The sequence below is a fragment of the Streptococcus sp. 27098_8_74 genome (assembly GCF_041431705.1).
Classification (GTDB): domain Bacteria; phylum Bacillota; class Bacilli; order Lactobacillales; family Streptococcaceae; genus Streptococcus; species Streptococcus salivarius_E.
This window is the reverse complement of sequence record NZ_JAPVYF010000006.1, coordinates 1-14,510: the sequence shown is the minus strand read 5'-3', so window position 1 is coordinate 14,510 and position 14,510 is coordinate 1. Positions and strand designations below refer to the sequence as shown.

The 14,510-nt window shown below is 41.2% G+C and carries 15 protein-coding genes; all 15 read left to right on the top strand.

Features of this window, described 5'->3' with window-relative positions:
- The first annotated feature begins 26 nt into the window (after positions 1-26).
- A complete protein-coding gene (locus O3670_RS03385) occupies positions 27-908 on the top strand; it encodes an ABC transporter ATP-binding protein (protein ID WP_175061349.1) in 882 nt (293 codons plus the stop codon).
- A complete protein-coding gene (locus O3670_RS03380; protein ID WP_037610448.1) occupies positions 905-1,642 on the top strand; it encodes an ABC transporter permease in 738 nt (245 codons plus the stop codon). Before O3670_RS03385 ends, O3670_RS03380 begins: the two co-directional genes overlap by 4 nt.
- A gap of 10 nt (positions 1,643-1,652) precedes the next feature.
- A complete protein-coding gene (locus tag O3670_RS03375; RefSeq protein WP_037610447.1) occupies positions 1,653-2,102 on the top strand; it encodes a cytidine deaminase family protein in 450 nt (149 codons plus the stop codon).
- A 143-nt stretch (positions 2,103-2,245) separates the two neighbouring features.
- Entirely contained in the window at positions 2,246-3,184 is a 939-nt protein-coding gene (locus O3670_RS03370; RefSeq protein ID WP_014632977.1) for a bile acid:sodium symporter family protein, read from the top strand.
- A gap of 345 nt (positions 3,185-3,529) precedes the next feature.
- Positions 3,530-5,299, top strand: a complete 1,770-nt coding sequence (locus O3670_RS03365) for an Hsp70 family protein (RefSeq protein WP_038676266.1) — start codon at positions 3,530-3,532, stop codon at positions 5,297-5,299.
- 10 nt (positions 5,300-5,309) lie between these two features.
- On the top strand, positions 5,310-6,665 hold the full coding sequence (locus tag O3670_RS03360; protein ID WP_038676264.1) for a J domain-containing protein: 1,356 nt from the start codon (positions 5,310-5,312) through the stop codon (positions 6,663-6,665).
- A 4-nt stretch (positions 6,666-6,669) separates the two neighbouring features.
- A complete protein-coding gene (locus O3670_RS03355) occupies positions 6,670-7,155 on the top strand; it encodes a hypothetical protein (RefSeq protein WP_038676262.1) in 486 nt (161 codons plus the stop codon).
- A gap of 149 nt (positions 7,156-7,304) precedes the next feature.
- Entirely contained in the window at positions 7,305-7,514 is a 210-nt protein-coding gene (locus O3670_RS03350) for a hypothetical protein (RefSeq protein WP_004182317.1), read from the top strand.
- A gap of 181 nt (positions 7,515-7,695) precedes the next feature.
- Positions 7,696-8,577, top strand: a complete 882-nt coding sequence (locus tag O3670_RS03345; protein WP_060775867.1) for an ABC transporter ATP-binding protein — start codon at positions 7,696-7,698, stop codon at positions 8,575-8,577.
- Positions 8,574-9,311, top strand: a complete 738-nt coding sequence (locus tag O3670_RS03340; protein ID WP_014621744.1) for an ABC transporter permease — start codon at positions 8,574-8,576, stop codon at positions 9,309-9,311. Before O3670_RS03345 ends, O3670_RS03340 begins: the two co-directional genes overlap by 4 nt.
- Positions 9,304-10,398 (top strand): sensor histidine kinase, encoded by a 1,095-nt coding sequence (locus tag O3670_RS03335; protein ID WP_371595778.1) that lies wholly within the window; start codon positions 9,304-9,306, stop codon positions 10,396-10,398. The genes O3670_RS03340 and O3670_RS03335 overlap by 8 nt, the downstream gene beginning before the upstream one ends.
- A complete protein-coding gene (locus tag O3670_RS03330; protein ID WP_038676257.1) occupies positions 10,395-10,997 on the top strand; it encodes a response regulator transcription factor in 603 nt (200 codons plus the stop codon). Before O3670_RS03335 ends, O3670_RS03330 begins: the two co-directional genes overlap by 4 nt.
- 382 nt (positions 10,998-11,379) lie before the next feature.
- On the top strand, positions 11,380-12,372 hold the full coding sequence (locus tag O3670_RS03325; RefSeq protein ID WP_156685355.1) for an ABC transporter ATP-binding protein: 993 nt from the start codon (positions 11,380-11,382) through the stop codon (positions 12,370-12,372).
- Between the two features lies 1 nt (position 12,373).
- The gene (locus O3670_RS03320) at positions 12,374-13,192 is read left to right on the top strand and encodes an ABC transporter permease (RefSeq protein WP_195520013.1); all 819 of its coding nucleotides are present in this window, start codon (positions 12,374-12,376) and stop codon (positions 13,190-13,192) included.
- Position 13,193: 1 nt separating this feature from the next.
- Complete coding sequence (locus O3670_RS03315; RefSeq protein ID WP_073951114.1) at positions 13,194-13,979, top strand: ABC transporter permease; 786 nt, start codon at positions 13,194-13,196, stop codon at positions 13,977-13,979.
- Positions 13,980-14,510 lie beyond the last annotated feature (531 nt).

Below are 14,510 nucleotides of genomic sequence, written 5' to 3'. Positions count from 1 at the left end.
TCTATATAAAAGAAAGGAAAGCATTGATGGGTGAGACAGTTATTCAGGTTTCTTCTCTTGGAAAACGTATCAAGGGAAAGACCATTTTAGAGGAGATTAGTTTTGAGATAAACAAGGGAGATTGTGTGGCCTTGATTGGACCTAATGGGGCAGGGAAGACTGTCTTGATGTCCTGTATTCTTGGCGATAAAAAGCCAAGCAGTGGTCAGGTCCTCATTGATGGTAAGGCAGGTAAGGCCAAAAATAAAATCGCAGTTCTCCTTCAGGAAAATACCATTCCAAATAGTTTAAAAGTGGAAGAGCTGATTGCCTTCTTCCAGTCTATCTCTGATAATCCCTTGACCAATCAAGTGGTGCAAGACCTCCTGCAATTCAAGGAAGACCAGTACCAGCAGTTTGCGGACAAACTCTCTGGTGGACAAAGACGTCTTCTAGCTTTTGTCCTTTGTTTGATTGATAAACCAAAAATCCTTTTCTTGGATGAACCGACAGCGGGTATGGATACCTCCACTCGTCAACGTTTCTGGGAGATTGTCAATGACTTGAAAAAAGCTGGGACAACTATCCTCTATTCCTCTCACTATATCGAAGAAGTAGAGCATACAGCTGACCGCATCTTAGTTCTCCATCAGGGAAAACTCATCAGAGATACTACGCCATACGCTATGCGACACGAAGAGAAAGAGAAGCAGGTCACTCTTCCAAGTAGCTTTGTTAATATCGTTCATGGCTTGACCGATATCTATGAGATTACTGAAAAGAGGGATGTCATCAGCTTCATGACCAAAGATATCGAAAAGGTATGGCAAAGTCTTGAGAAAGCAGGCTGTGGAATTTCTGATATTGAAATCCAAAATAAAACACTCTTGGATAGCTTATTTGATTCAACAAGGGAGGACAAGGCATGAAAGCATTACTAAAAATTGAATGGATAAAAACATGGCGTAGCTGGCCAGTATTTATCATGGGAATTGGTATGCCTGTAGGCTTTTTCCTCCTATTCTCAAGCATTGTCTCAACACCTAATCCCGAGACTCAAAAAGAGTTTTTGCTGTCTTATATGTTAACCATGACTGGCTTTTCCATGTCTAGTTTTGGTTTGTTCACCTTCCCTTATATGTTGCAAGAGGACCAAACGGAGCACTGGTTGACCTATATCGAGCATTCTAAAATCAGTATCTCAGCATATTATCTTTCTAAAATCTTTCGTGTTTTGCTGAATTTTATGGTTGCTATCATTGTGACCTTTTGTGTGGGAGCTTTTGTTCGAGATGTTGAGTTGCCTTTGTCAGGTTGGCTAGGTTCAGGTGCTCTCTTACTCTTGTCAAGTCTGGTTTTTCTAGCTTTTGGTTTGCTTATCGCTCAAATTAAATCTCAACAGATTATGTCTGTGGTTGCAAATATTACCTATCTTGGCCTAGCTATCGTGGGTGGTTCGTGGATGCCTATTTCCATGTTCCCTAAGTGGGTTCAGAATATCTCTGAGTGGACGCCTGTCTATCATGTCAATGAGTTGGTCGTTAATTTTGCAAAGGACGGGAAATTTTCATGGAAGTCACTTCTGTTTATTTTGGCTTATACTGTAGTAGCAACAGGGCTTGCACTCTTTATCAAGTCACAAAGAGAAAGTGATCGAGGTTAAAGGAGAAATAATGGATATTTGGCAGAAAATGTATGAAAAGGCTCAAGCCTTGTATCAGCCACAGGAAGTCTCAGACTTTGTCTATGCTAGACACGTTGTGGCTGCCGTTGAGGCTGAAGATGGGCAAATTTTCACAGGCTTTTGTATGGAAGGGACTTGTGGTGTTTTCCATCTATGTGCTGAAAGGGCTGCGCTTTTCAATATGTATCAAGAGTCTGGTCAGACCAAGGTTAAGCGAATTATCGCCTTTCGTGACCAGCCACCTCATGGTGGAACGTCTGGCATGCCTTGTGGGGCTTGTCGAGAATTTTTAATGGAACTGCATCCCGACAATCGTAACTTGGAATTCATGGTTGACTACGAAACACGACAAACCATTACTTTGAGCGAATTATTGCCACTATGGTGGGGAGAAGAACGGGCTCAACATTTTGAAGAAAAGTCGCAAGACAAGGCTTAACGTTTATAGAAATCACAAAATCCTCACATCTTAAGTGTGAGGGTTTATTTTTTTGAAAATAATTTCAGAAAATTCGAAATTTACCTTGTAATTCAAAATGAAAGTGCTATACTATTCTGTGAAAATAGAAAGAAGGTTTCATTATGGAGTCACTTGTATCTTTTAGTAAATGGCTCAGCAAATGGTTTACTGTAGCTGTTATCCTTTGGGCGGCCTTTAACTATGCCCTTCCCGCAACTAGTAGTTGGGTTATTCCCAATACGGCTTATCTACTTGGCTTGATTCTCTTTGGTATGGGGCTTACTTTGACCACTGAAGATTTTAAACGTATTGCTAAGCGTCCAATTCCAGTTGTTCTTGGGACTGTTGCCCACTATGTCATCATGCCTGGTTTGGCTTGGTTGCTTTGTATGATTTTCCATCTTAAGGGTGCGACAGCAGCAGGGGTTATCCTTGTTGGGTCTTGTCCAAGTGGGACTTCATCTAGTGTTATGGCCTTCCTTTCAGGTGGGGATGTTGCCTTGGATGTCTCTATTGAAACCCTCTCAACTCTCTTGGCCCCACTCATGATTCCAACTCTCTTGTCATTCTTGGCTGGTCAGTACGTGAGCGTCCCTGCTCAAAGCCTCTTCCTTAGTACCTTGCGTATCGTGGTTGTTCCTATCATTTTGGGTGTGCTTGTTCACTCAATCTTTGGTAAGAAAATTGATGCCATCATCAAGATTATGCCTTTGATTTCTCAAGCTGCCATCCTCTTGATTGTTGGAGCAGTGGTTTCTGCCAACCATGCCAATATTTTCACAGCAGCGACAGCCCTTGTCATTCCAGTTGTTATGCTCCATAACCTTTGTGGTTATGCCCTTGGTTTTGGATTTTCAAAAATCCTTGGTTTGGAAGAGCCACAACAAAAAGCCATTACTTTCGAAGTGGGGATGCAAGACTCAAGTCTTGGAGCAACCCTTGCCATGAAGTATTTCGTGCCACAAGCTGCTATCCCATCAACCATCTTTAGTATTTGGCACAATATCTCAGGTTCCATCCTCTCATCATGGTGGAAGAACCATTCAAAAAATAATCAATAAGAAAAATGAAAAGCTGACCTTGGGTTGGCTTTTATTTTTTAATAAAGAATCTTTTTCGAGACTGTCCTTAGGTGATGATGGGCGTCAGCGAACGTCAAGGAAGTTCCATACCTAAGCTTAGAGTATAAGGTCTCGATATTTCTGAACCTCTGAAGTTTAAGTTCTTAGGGGGGAATCATAGCGGAAAGTCTCAGTTAAACTCACTTTGTTCTCAAAGAGAATCATCTGTCATTCTTTGCTGACTTTCTTAGTTCATGGCACATTTGAAATAGTTTACTTACTTCCTGAAAAGGACGTTTTTGACTATGTTATAATGGAAGGACAAAAGCAGTTTAGGAGAATGTTATGGCAACAATTGGTATTGATTTGGGGACGACTAATAGTCTAGCGGTTACCTATCGTGAAGGTGAGGTTGAGCTGATTCCAAATGGTTTTGGCGAATATTTGACGCCTAGCGTGGTTCATGTGTCGGACGATGTCTTGACGGTTGGAAAAATTGCGAAGGAACGCTTAGTGACTGATCCTGAGAATACGGCCCAACTCTTTAAACGTTCAATGGGAACCAATGAAATCTTTTACCTTGATGGGGAAGTTTTCTCGGCAACTGATTTGTCAACTTTGGTGGTTAAACAATTAGTAGCTGATGCGGAGAGTTACTTAGGTGAAAAAGTAGATGAGGTGCTCATTAGTGTGCCGGCTTATTTTAACGAGAAACAACGCTCTGCGACCAAGGCTATCGGACAACGATTGGGCATTAAGGTGGAACGATTGATTAACGAGCCTTCTGCGGCAGCCATTGCTTGTCACAAGATTGGCAAGGACGAGTCTTTCATCGTCTTCGACTTTGGAGGAGGTACGCTTGATGTTTCTGTGGTTGATTGTTTTGATAATGTGATTTCAATTGTTTCTATTGCAGGTGATAATTTCTTGGGTGGCAGCGACTTTGATAAGGCTATCGCTGAAGATTTTTGTCAGTCTCAAGGGATTGATTTGGAGAAGTTAGACACCAAGCAAAAGTCTAGTCTCCTCTTGTCTTCAGAACGTTGCAAGCTCAAGCTACAAAAGGAAAAACTAGCTGCAGTCTCCTTGACCTACGATGACCAATATTACATGAAACAATACACTCAAGCTGAGCTTAAGTCCATTATTCAACCTGTTCTTGATCGTGTTAAGAAAGTCATTGGTAGAGCGGTGAGTGATAGCGGCTACAGGGCTCATGAGCTAGATGCCTTTATCTTGGTCGGTGGGTCTAGCATGATGCCTTTGGTTCAATCCTATATCATGAATCTTCTCAATCTTCCTATTAAGCGTTTGAAGGATATGGATGAGTTGGTTGCGCGTGGTTTGGGGACTTATTTAGCTGTTAAAGAGCGTCAGGAAAAGGTCAAAGATTTGGTAATTACTGATATTTGTCCTTTCTCATTGGGAATCAGTGCCTATGACTCTGACTTTGATAAAAATATCTTTTCAAAGGTTATTAATAAGTTGTCTGTCCTTCCGACCTCAGCCAGCAAATATTATTATGCCAGTCGCGGACAGAAACAATGTCGCTTTATGATTTATCAGGGAGAATCGCTCGATCCTGAGGCAAATCTCTTTTTGGATGAGTTTATTATCGATGTTCCTGGGACTGCGACTAAGACAGAGTTTTTTGAGACTACCTTTACTTACGATATTAATTCCATGCTCTATATAGAGGTTAAACTGGGGTCAACAGGTGAGACTAAAACGTATCGTATTGGTAGTCAAAGTAAAATCGAAGAGGTTGACAAGAGTGAGCATCTGGAGAATATCAAGCTTGTCTCTAATCAATTGTCCTTTGAGGCCGACTTTAAAACGCAGACTGAGCGGGCCTATCGTTTAATTATGGAAATGCCTTATAAGATGCAATTACATTTTTTGTGGCAAATGGAAGATTTTGAAAAAGGCTATCAATTGGCTATTAACAATATCAAGAAGCGAAAAGAAATCGTGAAACGCTATCAAGCTTATCTTGATAGCATTGAAAATATCATGTCACTAGATGATTTGGATATTTTCCGTCAAGAAAAAGACGACCACGGGGAGAATGGCGAGCCCTTTGATAGGTCTGATGACCCTAATTTCTGGAGATAGGAGGTGACGCATGAATTTTTGGTCCATTTTAGGCATTCAACCAACCAATAATCTTAAGGACATCAAGAGAGCCTACGCCAAACAGAGTAAGGTTTACCACCCTGAGGATGATCCTGAAAATTTCCAACGCCTGCAAAAGGCTTATCAAGAGGCCCTTGCCTGGCAAAAATCGCAATCTGGAAATGAGGATGTGAGTGCTGTCATAGGCCATAAACAGGCTGATGGCAGCGTTGTTGGGATGGTGTCTGCCTCCCAGCTAGACGCTTCCTTTAAACAAGCTGCAGATGCTAGCAAGTCTGGTCAAGGGCAAGAAAGCATTGATGAACTTGAGCTTACAGATTATGCGACTGGAAAAGTCGACGATGAGCAAGTGACTGAATATGAGGTCCAGCAGGTGGATGCTGAAGAAGAGCAGAAGCAACTGGATGAGCTAACTTCATCAGATACTTATGAAACGTTCAATCATAGTGAGCCTTATTCAAGGACTCGCGAGGATTCTGTTCTTAGAGAAGATTTAGCTATCGAAAAGCAGGATAGTTTTCTTCAGACTGTTGAGCTATATTTCCTATATAATACTCTGACTATTTCTAAACTCAAAGATTATATGAGTGAGTGTGCTGCTTTGGGCTGGTTGGAGGATCAGGATTTTGCCTACCGTTTTACCAAGACTATTGGCACCATACTTGAAAGAGGTGGTCTAAGTTATGAGACCTTGGAAGGAATTGAAAGTCTAGCCAAGGATTATGATTTTGCATTGTTGGAAGACTACCTTTGTGACCTCTTGGATATGAGACACAAAAAGACCGCTTGGCAAGGACCTCCTCTTCGTCCAATGACAGAAGTGACAGAGCAGACACGGACAGGTGGAGGGGTGATTGTCTTATCCTTTCTAGTAATGGTATGTGGTATTTTTTTCCTAGCCAATGGCTTTTTCACACGAGCAATGGTCCAGTCACAGCCTAAGAAGATTCAAGTTATTTCGGGGCTTTCAGGAAATGAGTTGGTTACACAGGGAACGGTAGATAAGGCAGCTTCAGCCATATCTGATTTGGCTAAAAAATCAGATAAGCCTATTTCTGATACCAAGAAAGTGGTCTATGACCAAGCTAGTTCAACCTTTGTGATTGAGGATAGCTCGACAGGACAGCGTCAAGAACTACCAGGTGTGACAGAGGTTTATGTCCTGCCAGTTTATGAAAATGGTCAAGAAGACAAGGGGATAGCCACAAGTAACGACGGTAGCAATTGGGAACTCAGAGATACTGATGGCCAAGTTCGTGGTCCAATTACTTTATCAGTTGCCATGTCATCAGATATTGCTATCAAGAGTGAAAATGGTAGCTACACTACGGTAGAAAAGGAGTAGAGACATGAAGGATTTTATTTTGAGAAATATTGAAAGAGTCTTCTCTCTCCTCCTTACAGGTATTTTTCTAGCCCTGCTGTATTTTGGAAATGAGAAAGGTTTGCATCTCTGGTTTGACAGTGGACGTGAGAGTGGTAGTCTGGGCTTGGTGACAGGAATATTTATCTTTTTTGTACTTGCTCTTTCTGCTGGCATTTGGGTACTAACGGATAAATTTCTTCTCTTTATTTTAACCAAGATGGGCTATTATAGCGAAGACTGGTCTAAGGTTGTAGGTGTCATCATTGGAAAGAGAATTGCTAAGGCACCAAGAACGAGTACCAATCATTTCCTAGTCGTTAAAGTTGGTGAGGCAAAACGTAACTTCTTCGTTAGTCGAGATGACTTCTATACCCTTGAAAAAGGTGATTGCCTTTGGCTACGGAAAGTCAGAGTGCATTATAAAGGACGTGTCGTTCGCACTTATTACGAACTTGATGAGAGATATTAGACTATAGAGAGCTGACCTTGGGTCGGCTTTTTTACGTCACATGACAAATGTCATGTCATGTCATGACATCTGGTGCTAAAAAGAGAATGACCAAAAAGATATACTTTAGTCATAACTTAGAAATAATAAAAAACGAAAGAGGTCATCTCATGAAAATCAAAACATCTTACCTTATCTACGCTGTAATCGGAACTGTCTTTGCTGGACTTAGCATGTTTACTGATATCTTTGAAAAAGGGAACTTTGAAGCTATCTTCTCAAATTTGGGCATGATTATTGGCTTGTCTATCTCAGCTTACATTCTTATCACTATGGCTAAAAGTTTTATCGATCTTGTCATTAATGAATTGAAAAACTAGGAGGCCCAGTATGAAACTATTGAAAATACTAAGCATTATGCTCCTAGCGGTAATTGGACCATCCTCTTTGCCTATGTCCTACTTCATGGCAGTAGTGATATTCTCTACAGTGTCATGGGGGTATCTGTTGCAGCTTGTTATGTCTTTTTAGCCTTCTATCAAAAGAAAGGAAATCACACACATGAGTGAAGCAATCCTTCAAGTCACAAATCTTGTAAAAAAAATCAAAGGAAAAACAATTTTAGACCATATTAGCTTTGAGGTGGGACAAGGAGACTGTCTTGCCTTAATCGGGCCCAACGGTGCTGGTAAAACGACCTTAATGTCCTGCATTCTTGGTGATAAGAAAGCCAGTAGCGGTCAAGTTTTTATCAAGGGCAAAAAGGGAAAAGCGCAAGATCAAATTGCTGTTCTCCTTCAAGAAAATACCATTCCCTCACAATTAAGAGTAAAGGAACTGATTGCTTTTTTCCAAGATATTTCTGAAAATGGCTTATCTAAAGAAGAGATACAAGCACTCTTACAATTCAAAGACGACCAGTATCAGCAGTTCGCGGATAAACTCTCAGGGGGACAAAAACGTCTTCTTGCTTTTGTCCTCTGTCTTATTGGCAAGCCTGATATTCTGTTTTTAGATGAACCTACAGCAGGGATGGACACTACGACACGCCAACGCTTTTGGGAAATCATCAATGATCTGAAAAAGTCAGGTGTGACCATTCTCTATTCGTCCCACTATATCGAAGAAGTCGAGCACACAGCTGACCGCATTTTGGTTCTTCATCAGGGAAAACTCATCAGGGATACTACGCCACATGCTATGCGTAGCGAAGAAAAGGAAAAGCAAGTCACCTTAGCAAGTCGCTTTGCGTCAAGTCTTGACAAACTGGCAGCCATTTATGATGTGACTGAAAAACGTGATGTAGTAACCTTTATGACTAAAGATATTGAAAGTATTTGGAGTAGTTTGCAAGCTCTAGGCTGTCGCATTTCTGACATTGAAATTCAAAACAAGACACTTTTAGATAGCCTATTTGATAGCACAAGGGAGGACAAGTCATGAAAGCACTACTTAAAATCGAATGGATAAAAACATGGCGCAGTTGGCCAGTCTTCATCATGTCCATCGGAATGCCCGTCGGATTCTTCCTCTTGTATTCAGGTATGGAAATGAGTCCTGACCCTGAATCACAAAAAGCCTTTATCTTGTCCTATATGTTGACCATGACTGGGTTTTCCATGTCTAGCTTTGGTTTCTTTACCTTCCCCTACATGCTTAGAGAGGACCAAACCGAGCACTGGCTAACCTACATCGAACATTCAAAAATCAGTATTCAGGCCTATTACCTGTCAAAAATCTTCCGAGTTCTTATGAACTTTATGGTTGCTATCATCGTAACTTTCTGTGTGGGAGCTTTTGTGCGTGATGTTAAGATGCCATTATCACATTGGCTCGGTTCAGGTGCTCTTTTACTCTTGTCAAGTCTAGTTTTCCTCTCCTTTGGCTTACTCCTAGCCCAAATTAAGTCCCAACAAATCATGGCTATCGTCGGAAATATCGTCTTTCTTGGACTTGCTATTATCGGTGGCTCTTGGATGCCAGTAACCATGTTTCCAAAATGGGTTCAGCACATTTCTGAGTGGACACCCATCTATCATATCAATCAATTGGTAGTCAATTTTGCGAAAAAGGGGGAATTTTCATGGAAATCTCTCATTTTTATCTTGGTCTATGCTACAATAGCTACAGGCTTAGCCCTTTTTATCAAATCGTACAGAGAAAGTGACCATGTTTAGAACATACCAGAAAAATGATTTCGCTTATTTTGTTAGTCTGATTTTCCTAGTCTTCCCAGTATTGGGAGTTTTTGGTGGCTATTTTCCAGTTTGGACCTTAGTTTTGACAGGATTGTTTACCATCGCTTATCTCCTTATGGTGTATTTGAAACAAGCCTATAGCAAGTGGATTCCCTTTCTGTGGTTTTACACTTTAGCTTACATTATCTTTATGTCCATGACCTTCCAGGGGGGCATGATGTGGTTTGTTTTTTTCAATGTCAATCTTCTCGTTTGGCGCTTTGAGGATAGCATATCATCTTATCGATTCTTTTCCTTTCTAGTGACCCTCTTGATTTTGACGTCATCATCCTTCCTATTGACAGACGATTTGAGTACCCACCTCATGTCTATGGCTATTACCTTATTTTCTTTGGGAATGTACTATTTTCAAAACCGTATACGTCAGGAGAGAAAGATGGAAGAGGCCCTTGCGGAGCAGAATCGGACCATTAATATCCTGTCAGCTGAAAATGAGCGCAATCGTATCGGTCGTGATTTGCACGATACCTTAGGACATACCTTTGCCATGATGAGTCTTAAAACCGAGTTGGCTCTGAAACAGATGGACAAGGAGCAGTATGAAGCTGCTAGAAAGAATCTGGAAGAATTGAACCAGATTAGCCGAGACTCCATGTACGAGGTGCGTGAGATTGTCAATAAGCTCAAATACCGAACGGTGGCAGAGGAGTTACTGGAACTCGAGCGACTCTTTGACCTATCAGATATCGTCTTGACCGTGGATAGTAGCCTTGACTTAGACAGCCTGTCACCTGTTAGCCAGTCGACCTTGTCCATGGTGCTTCGTGAACTGGCCAATAATGTCATCAAACATAGCCAGGCTGATAGCTGTCAGATTCGTCTAAGACGTGATCGTGGTATTGTCCTTGAGTTTGAGGATGATGGTTGTGGCTTTGAGGAAGTCACTGGACAAGAACTACACAGTATCAGAGAGCGCCTGAGTTTGGTAGATGGAGACTTGGAAATTGTGTCTCAATCGCATCCAACAATCATTCGTGTGCATTTGAAAGAGGGAGGAAAAGCATGAAATTATTAGTTGCCGAAGACCAGTCAATGTTGAGGGATGCCCTCTGCCAACTCCTCATGCTGGAGGACGATGTTGAAGAGGTCCATGCGGCCAGTGATGGCCAAGAAGCCATTGCCCTCTTGGAAAAAGAAGAGGTCGACGTAGCCATTTTAGACATTGAAATGCCAATCAAGACAGGACTTGATGTCCTGGAGTGGATTCGTGCCAATCAAAGTGAAACGAAGGTTGTTATTGTGACCACCTTCAAACGAAAAGGCTATTTTAAACGAGCCCTTGCAGCCCAGGTGGATGCCTACGTGCTCAAAGAACGTTCCATCAGTGACCTCATGGCGACCATCCATACCGTCCTAGCAGGTCAAAAGGAGTACTCGCCAGAGCTGGTTGAAGGTGTTGCCTTTGACAATAATCCACTCAGCCAACGTGAACAAGAAGTCTTGGCCATGGTTGCCCAAGGGTCAACCAACCAAGAAATCGCCGAAAGCCTCTTCCTCTCAAATGGAACCGTCCGAAATTACATGACAGCCATCCTGACTAAACTCGATGCAGGCAACCGAACAGAAGCCGTCCGCATTGCCAAAGAAAAAGATTGGTTGGGATGAGGAGAAGTTTATAAAAGAAATTTTATTAATTAAAGGTCACCATATGGTGGCTTTTTTGTGGCTTATAATCTATCTAAACATTCACAAGCAAGAATGAGAGAAGTTGAAATGAGCCTCTACAGGAATATGTAGAGGCTTTGATGAATTATTGAATTGTGTCATTTTGTTTAGTGAATTAGACGGGTGGTTTTGATTTTTTCAAGTATCAAAACTATTTTCTCTTTTGAGAGAATAACACTTGGTTTCCTTTTTTAACTGCTTTATAATAGAGTAATACTAAGGTCTTCTGCTGTGATAAAGAAGGCAGATTTTAGGAGATGAGAAATTGGCTTTTTGTGTTTAGAGGACACGGTTTGTTGATTTTTTACTGTAGGAGATAGATATGGCAATGATAGAAGTGAAACATCTTCAGAAAAATTTTGTGAAGACAGTCAAGGAACCGGGGTTGAAGGGGGCTTTGCGTTCCTTTATTCATCCTGAAAAGCAGACCTTTGAAGCGGTCAAGGATTTGACCTTTGAAGTGCCCAAGGGGCAGATTCTAGGTTTTATCGGGGCAAATGGTGCTGGGAAGTCGACCACCATTAAAATGCTGACAGGAATTTTGAAACCGACGTCTGGTTTTTGTCGGATTAATGGCAAGATTCCACAGGATAATCGCCAGGATTATGTCAAGGATATTGGGGTTGTTTTTGGACAACGCACTCAGCTATGGTGGGACTTGGCCCTGCAAGAGACTTACACGGTTTTGAAGGAGATTTACGATGTCCCAGACTCGCTCTTCCACAAGCGCATGGATTTTTTGAATGAAGTCTTGGATTTGAAGGACTTTATCAAGGATCCTGTGCGGACTCTTTCGCTAGGTCAACGGATGCGGGCGGATATTGCGGCTTCCTTGCTTCACAATCCCAAGGTTCTCTTTTTAGATGAGCCGACCATTGGTTTGGATGTGTCGGTCAAGGATAACATTCGCCGGGCTATTACTCAAATCAATCAAGAGGAAGAAACAACTATTCTCTTGACCACTCACGATCTGAGTGACATTGAGCAACTCTGTGATCGGATTTTTATGATTGATAAGGGGCAAGAGATTTTTGATGGGACGGTTAGCCAGCTCAAGGAAACCTTTGGCAAGATGAAGACTCTTTCCTTCGATCTGATGCCAGGTCAAAGTCATCTCGTCTCTCATTATGAAGACTTGCCTGATATGACCATCGATAGACAAGGAAATAGCCTGACTATTGAATTCGATAGTTCCCGCTACCAGTCGGCCGATATTATCAAGCAAACCTTATCTGATTTTGAAGTCCGTGATTTGAAGATGGTAGATACGGATATCGAAGATATTATCCGTCGCTTCTATCGAAAGGAGCTCTAAGATGGTCAAATTGTGGAGACGTTATAAACCCTTTATCAATGCAGGGATTCAGGAGTTGATTACCTATCGAGTCAACTTTATTCTCTATCGGATTGGTGATGTCATGGGGGCTTTTGTCGCTTTCTATCTCTGGAAGGCTGTTTTTGACTCCTCCCAGGAGCCTTTGATTCAGGGCTTCAGTATGGCAGATATCACTTTCTACATCATCATGAGTTTTGTGACCAATCTCTTGACCAGGTCTGATAGCTCCTTTATGATTGGGGAGGAGGTCAAGGATGGCTCCATTATCATGCGCTTGCTGAGACCAGTGCATTTTGCGGCCTCTTACCTTTTCACCGAACTTGGTTCCAAGTGGTTGATTTTTATCTCTGTTGGACTGCCATTTTTAAGTGTCATTGTTTTGATGAAAATCTTATCTGGGCAAGGTATTGTAGAAGTGCTGGGATTAACTGTCCTTTATCTCTTTAGCTTAACTCTGGCTTATCTGATTAACTTTTTCTTTAATATCTGCTTTGGATTTTCAGCCTTTGTATTTAAAAATTTATGGGGTTCTAATCTACTCAAGACTTCAATAGTGGCCTTTATGTCTGGCAGTTTGATTCCCTTGACGTTTTTTCCAAAGGTGGTTTCAGCTATTCTCTCCTTCTTGCCTTTTTCATCCTTGATTTACACTCCGGTTATGATCATTGTTGGGAAATACGATGCCAGTCAGATTCTTCAAGCGCTTTTGCTCCAGTTCTTCTGGCTTATAGTGATGGTGGGCTTGTCTCAGTTGATTTGGAAACGAGTCCAGTCATTTATCACTATTCAAGGAGGTTAGTATGAAAAAATATCAACGCATGCATCTGATTTTTATCAGACAATACATCAAGCAAATCATGGAATACAAGGTTGATTTTGTAGTAGGTGTCTTGGGAGTCTTTCTGACTCAAGGCCTAAACCTCTTGTTTCTCAATGTTATCTTTCAACATATTCCATCCCTAGAAGGTTGGACTTTTCAAGAGATTGCCTTTATCTATGGATTTTCCTTGATTCCCAAGGGATTGGACCATCTCTTTTTTGACAATCTCTGGGCCTTAGGTCAACGACTAGTACGAAAAGGGGAATTTGACAAGTATCTGACTCGTCCTATCAACCCTCTCTTTCATATTCTGGTTGAGACCTTTCAGATTGATGCCTTGGGTGAACTTTTGGTCGGTGGCATTCTATTAGGAACAACAGTAACTAGCATCGCTTGGACTCTTCCAAAATTCCTGCTTTTTCTAGTTTGTATTCCTTTTGCGACCTTGATTTACACTTCTTTAAAAATCGCGACAGCCAGCATCGCTTTTTGGACTAAACAGTCAGGCGCCATGATTTATATTTTTTATATGTTCAATGATTTTGCCAAGTACCCGATTTCCATTTACAATTCGCTCCTTCGTTGGTTGATTAGTTTTATCGTGCCATTTGCCTTTACGGCTTACTATCCTGCTAGTTATTTCTTGCAGGGTAAGAATGGGCTCTTTAATATCGGTGGTTTGATTCTGATTTCCCTTGTCTTCTTTTTCATTTCCCTCAAACTCTGGGATAGGGGCTTGGATGCCTACGAAAGTGCTGGCTCGTAAGGGGGAAAGATGGATTGACCATCACAGACTCTACACTGGCTGAGAAAATAAAAAGGTCTGTCTAGATCTTTATGATTTAATCATTACGCACCAAAGCAATGATTATTTCGAAGGTTTAAGCAATGACTTTAAGTACCAGCAGTCTACTACCAAGTCTTGAATGCTACTCTTAAAAGAGATATACATAGAGCAAGTTAGTCTTAGAAGATAAATCGCTCTATATCGTTCGAAAGGCTAAACAATACTTGAAGGATGAAGAAAATCATCTGAAAATTTCTCAATCGAATAGAGATTAATTGGAAGTGCTTGAAAAAACTGTACTGATTCCTAAAAGTTAGATTTTTTCTGTCTAACTTTAGGGCTATCGTTCTTATATCTTATTTTAGGTAGTTTTTTACTATTATTTCTAAGTTTTGTGATGTGGTACTTATTTATTATTTTGGCATTATCAGGGCAATTTAAGAAAACCAAATATTTGAAAATCTTGGAGAAGGAAGAGAAACCCTACTAAGCTATTTTTATTGAAGTATT

Excerpts from the sequence above, each read along its gene's own strand:
- O3670_RS03375 (WP_037610447.1), top strand. The coding sequence starts at position 1,653 with ATGGATATTTGGCAGAAAATGTATGAAAAGGCTCAAGCCTTGTATCAG.
- O3670_RS03340 (WP_014621744.1), top strand. The coding sequence starts at position 8,574 with ATGAAAGCACTACTTAAAATCGAATGGATAAAAACATGGCGCAGTTGG.
- O3670_RS03350 (WP_004182317.1), top strand. The coding sequence starts at position 7,305 with ATGAAAATCAAAACATCTTACCTTATCTACGCTGTAATCGGAACTGTC.
- O3670_RS03360 (WP_038676264.1), top strand. The coding sequence starts at position 5,310 with ATGAATTTTTGGTCCATTTTAGGCATTCAACCAACCAATAATCTTAAG.
- O3670_RS03325 (WP_156685355.1), top strand. The coding sequence starts at position 11,380 with ATGGCAATGATAGAAGTGAAACATCTTCAGAAAAATTTTGTGAAGACA.
- O3670_RS03320 (WP_195520013.1), top strand. The coding sequence starts at position 12,374 with ATGGTCAAATTGTGGAGACGTTATAAACCCTTTATCAATGCAGGGATT.
- O3670_RS03370 (WP_014632977.1), top strand. The coding sequence starts at position 2,246 with ATGGAGTCACTTGTATCTTTTAGTAAATGGCTCAGCAAATGGTTTACT.
- O3670_RS03385 (WP_175061349.1), top strand. The coding sequence starts at position 27 with ATGGGTGAGACAGTTATTCAGGTTTCTTCTCTTGGAAAACGTATCAAG.
- O3670_RS03315 (WP_073951114.1), top strand. The coding sequence starts at position 13,194 with ATGAAAAAATATCAACGCATGCATCTGATTTTTATCAGACAATACATC.
- O3670_RS03355 (WP_038676262.1), top strand. The coding sequence starts at position 6,670 with ATGAAGGATTTTATTTTGAGAAATATTGAAAGAGTCTTCTCTCTCCTC.
- O3670_RS03380 (WP_037610448.1), top strand. The coding sequence starts at position 905 with ATGAAAGCATTACTAAAAATTGAATGGATAAAAACATGGCGTAGCTGG.
- O3670_RS03335 (WP_371595778.1), top strand. The coding sequence starts at position 9,304 with ATGTTTAGAACATACCAGAAAAATGATTTCGCTTATTTTGTTAGTCTG.
- O3670_RS03330 (WP_038676257.1), top strand. The coding sequence starts at position 10,395 with ATGAAATTATTAGTTGCCGAAGACCAGTCAATGTTGAGGGATGCCCTC.
- O3670_RS03365 (WP_038676266.1), top strand. The coding sequence starts at position 3,530 with ATGGCAACAATTGGTATTGATTTGGGGACGACTAATAGTCTAGCGGTT.
- O3670_RS03345 (WP_060775867.1), top strand. The coding sequence starts at position 7,696 with ATGAGTGAAGCAATCCTTCAAGTCACAAATCTTGTAAAAAAAATCAAA.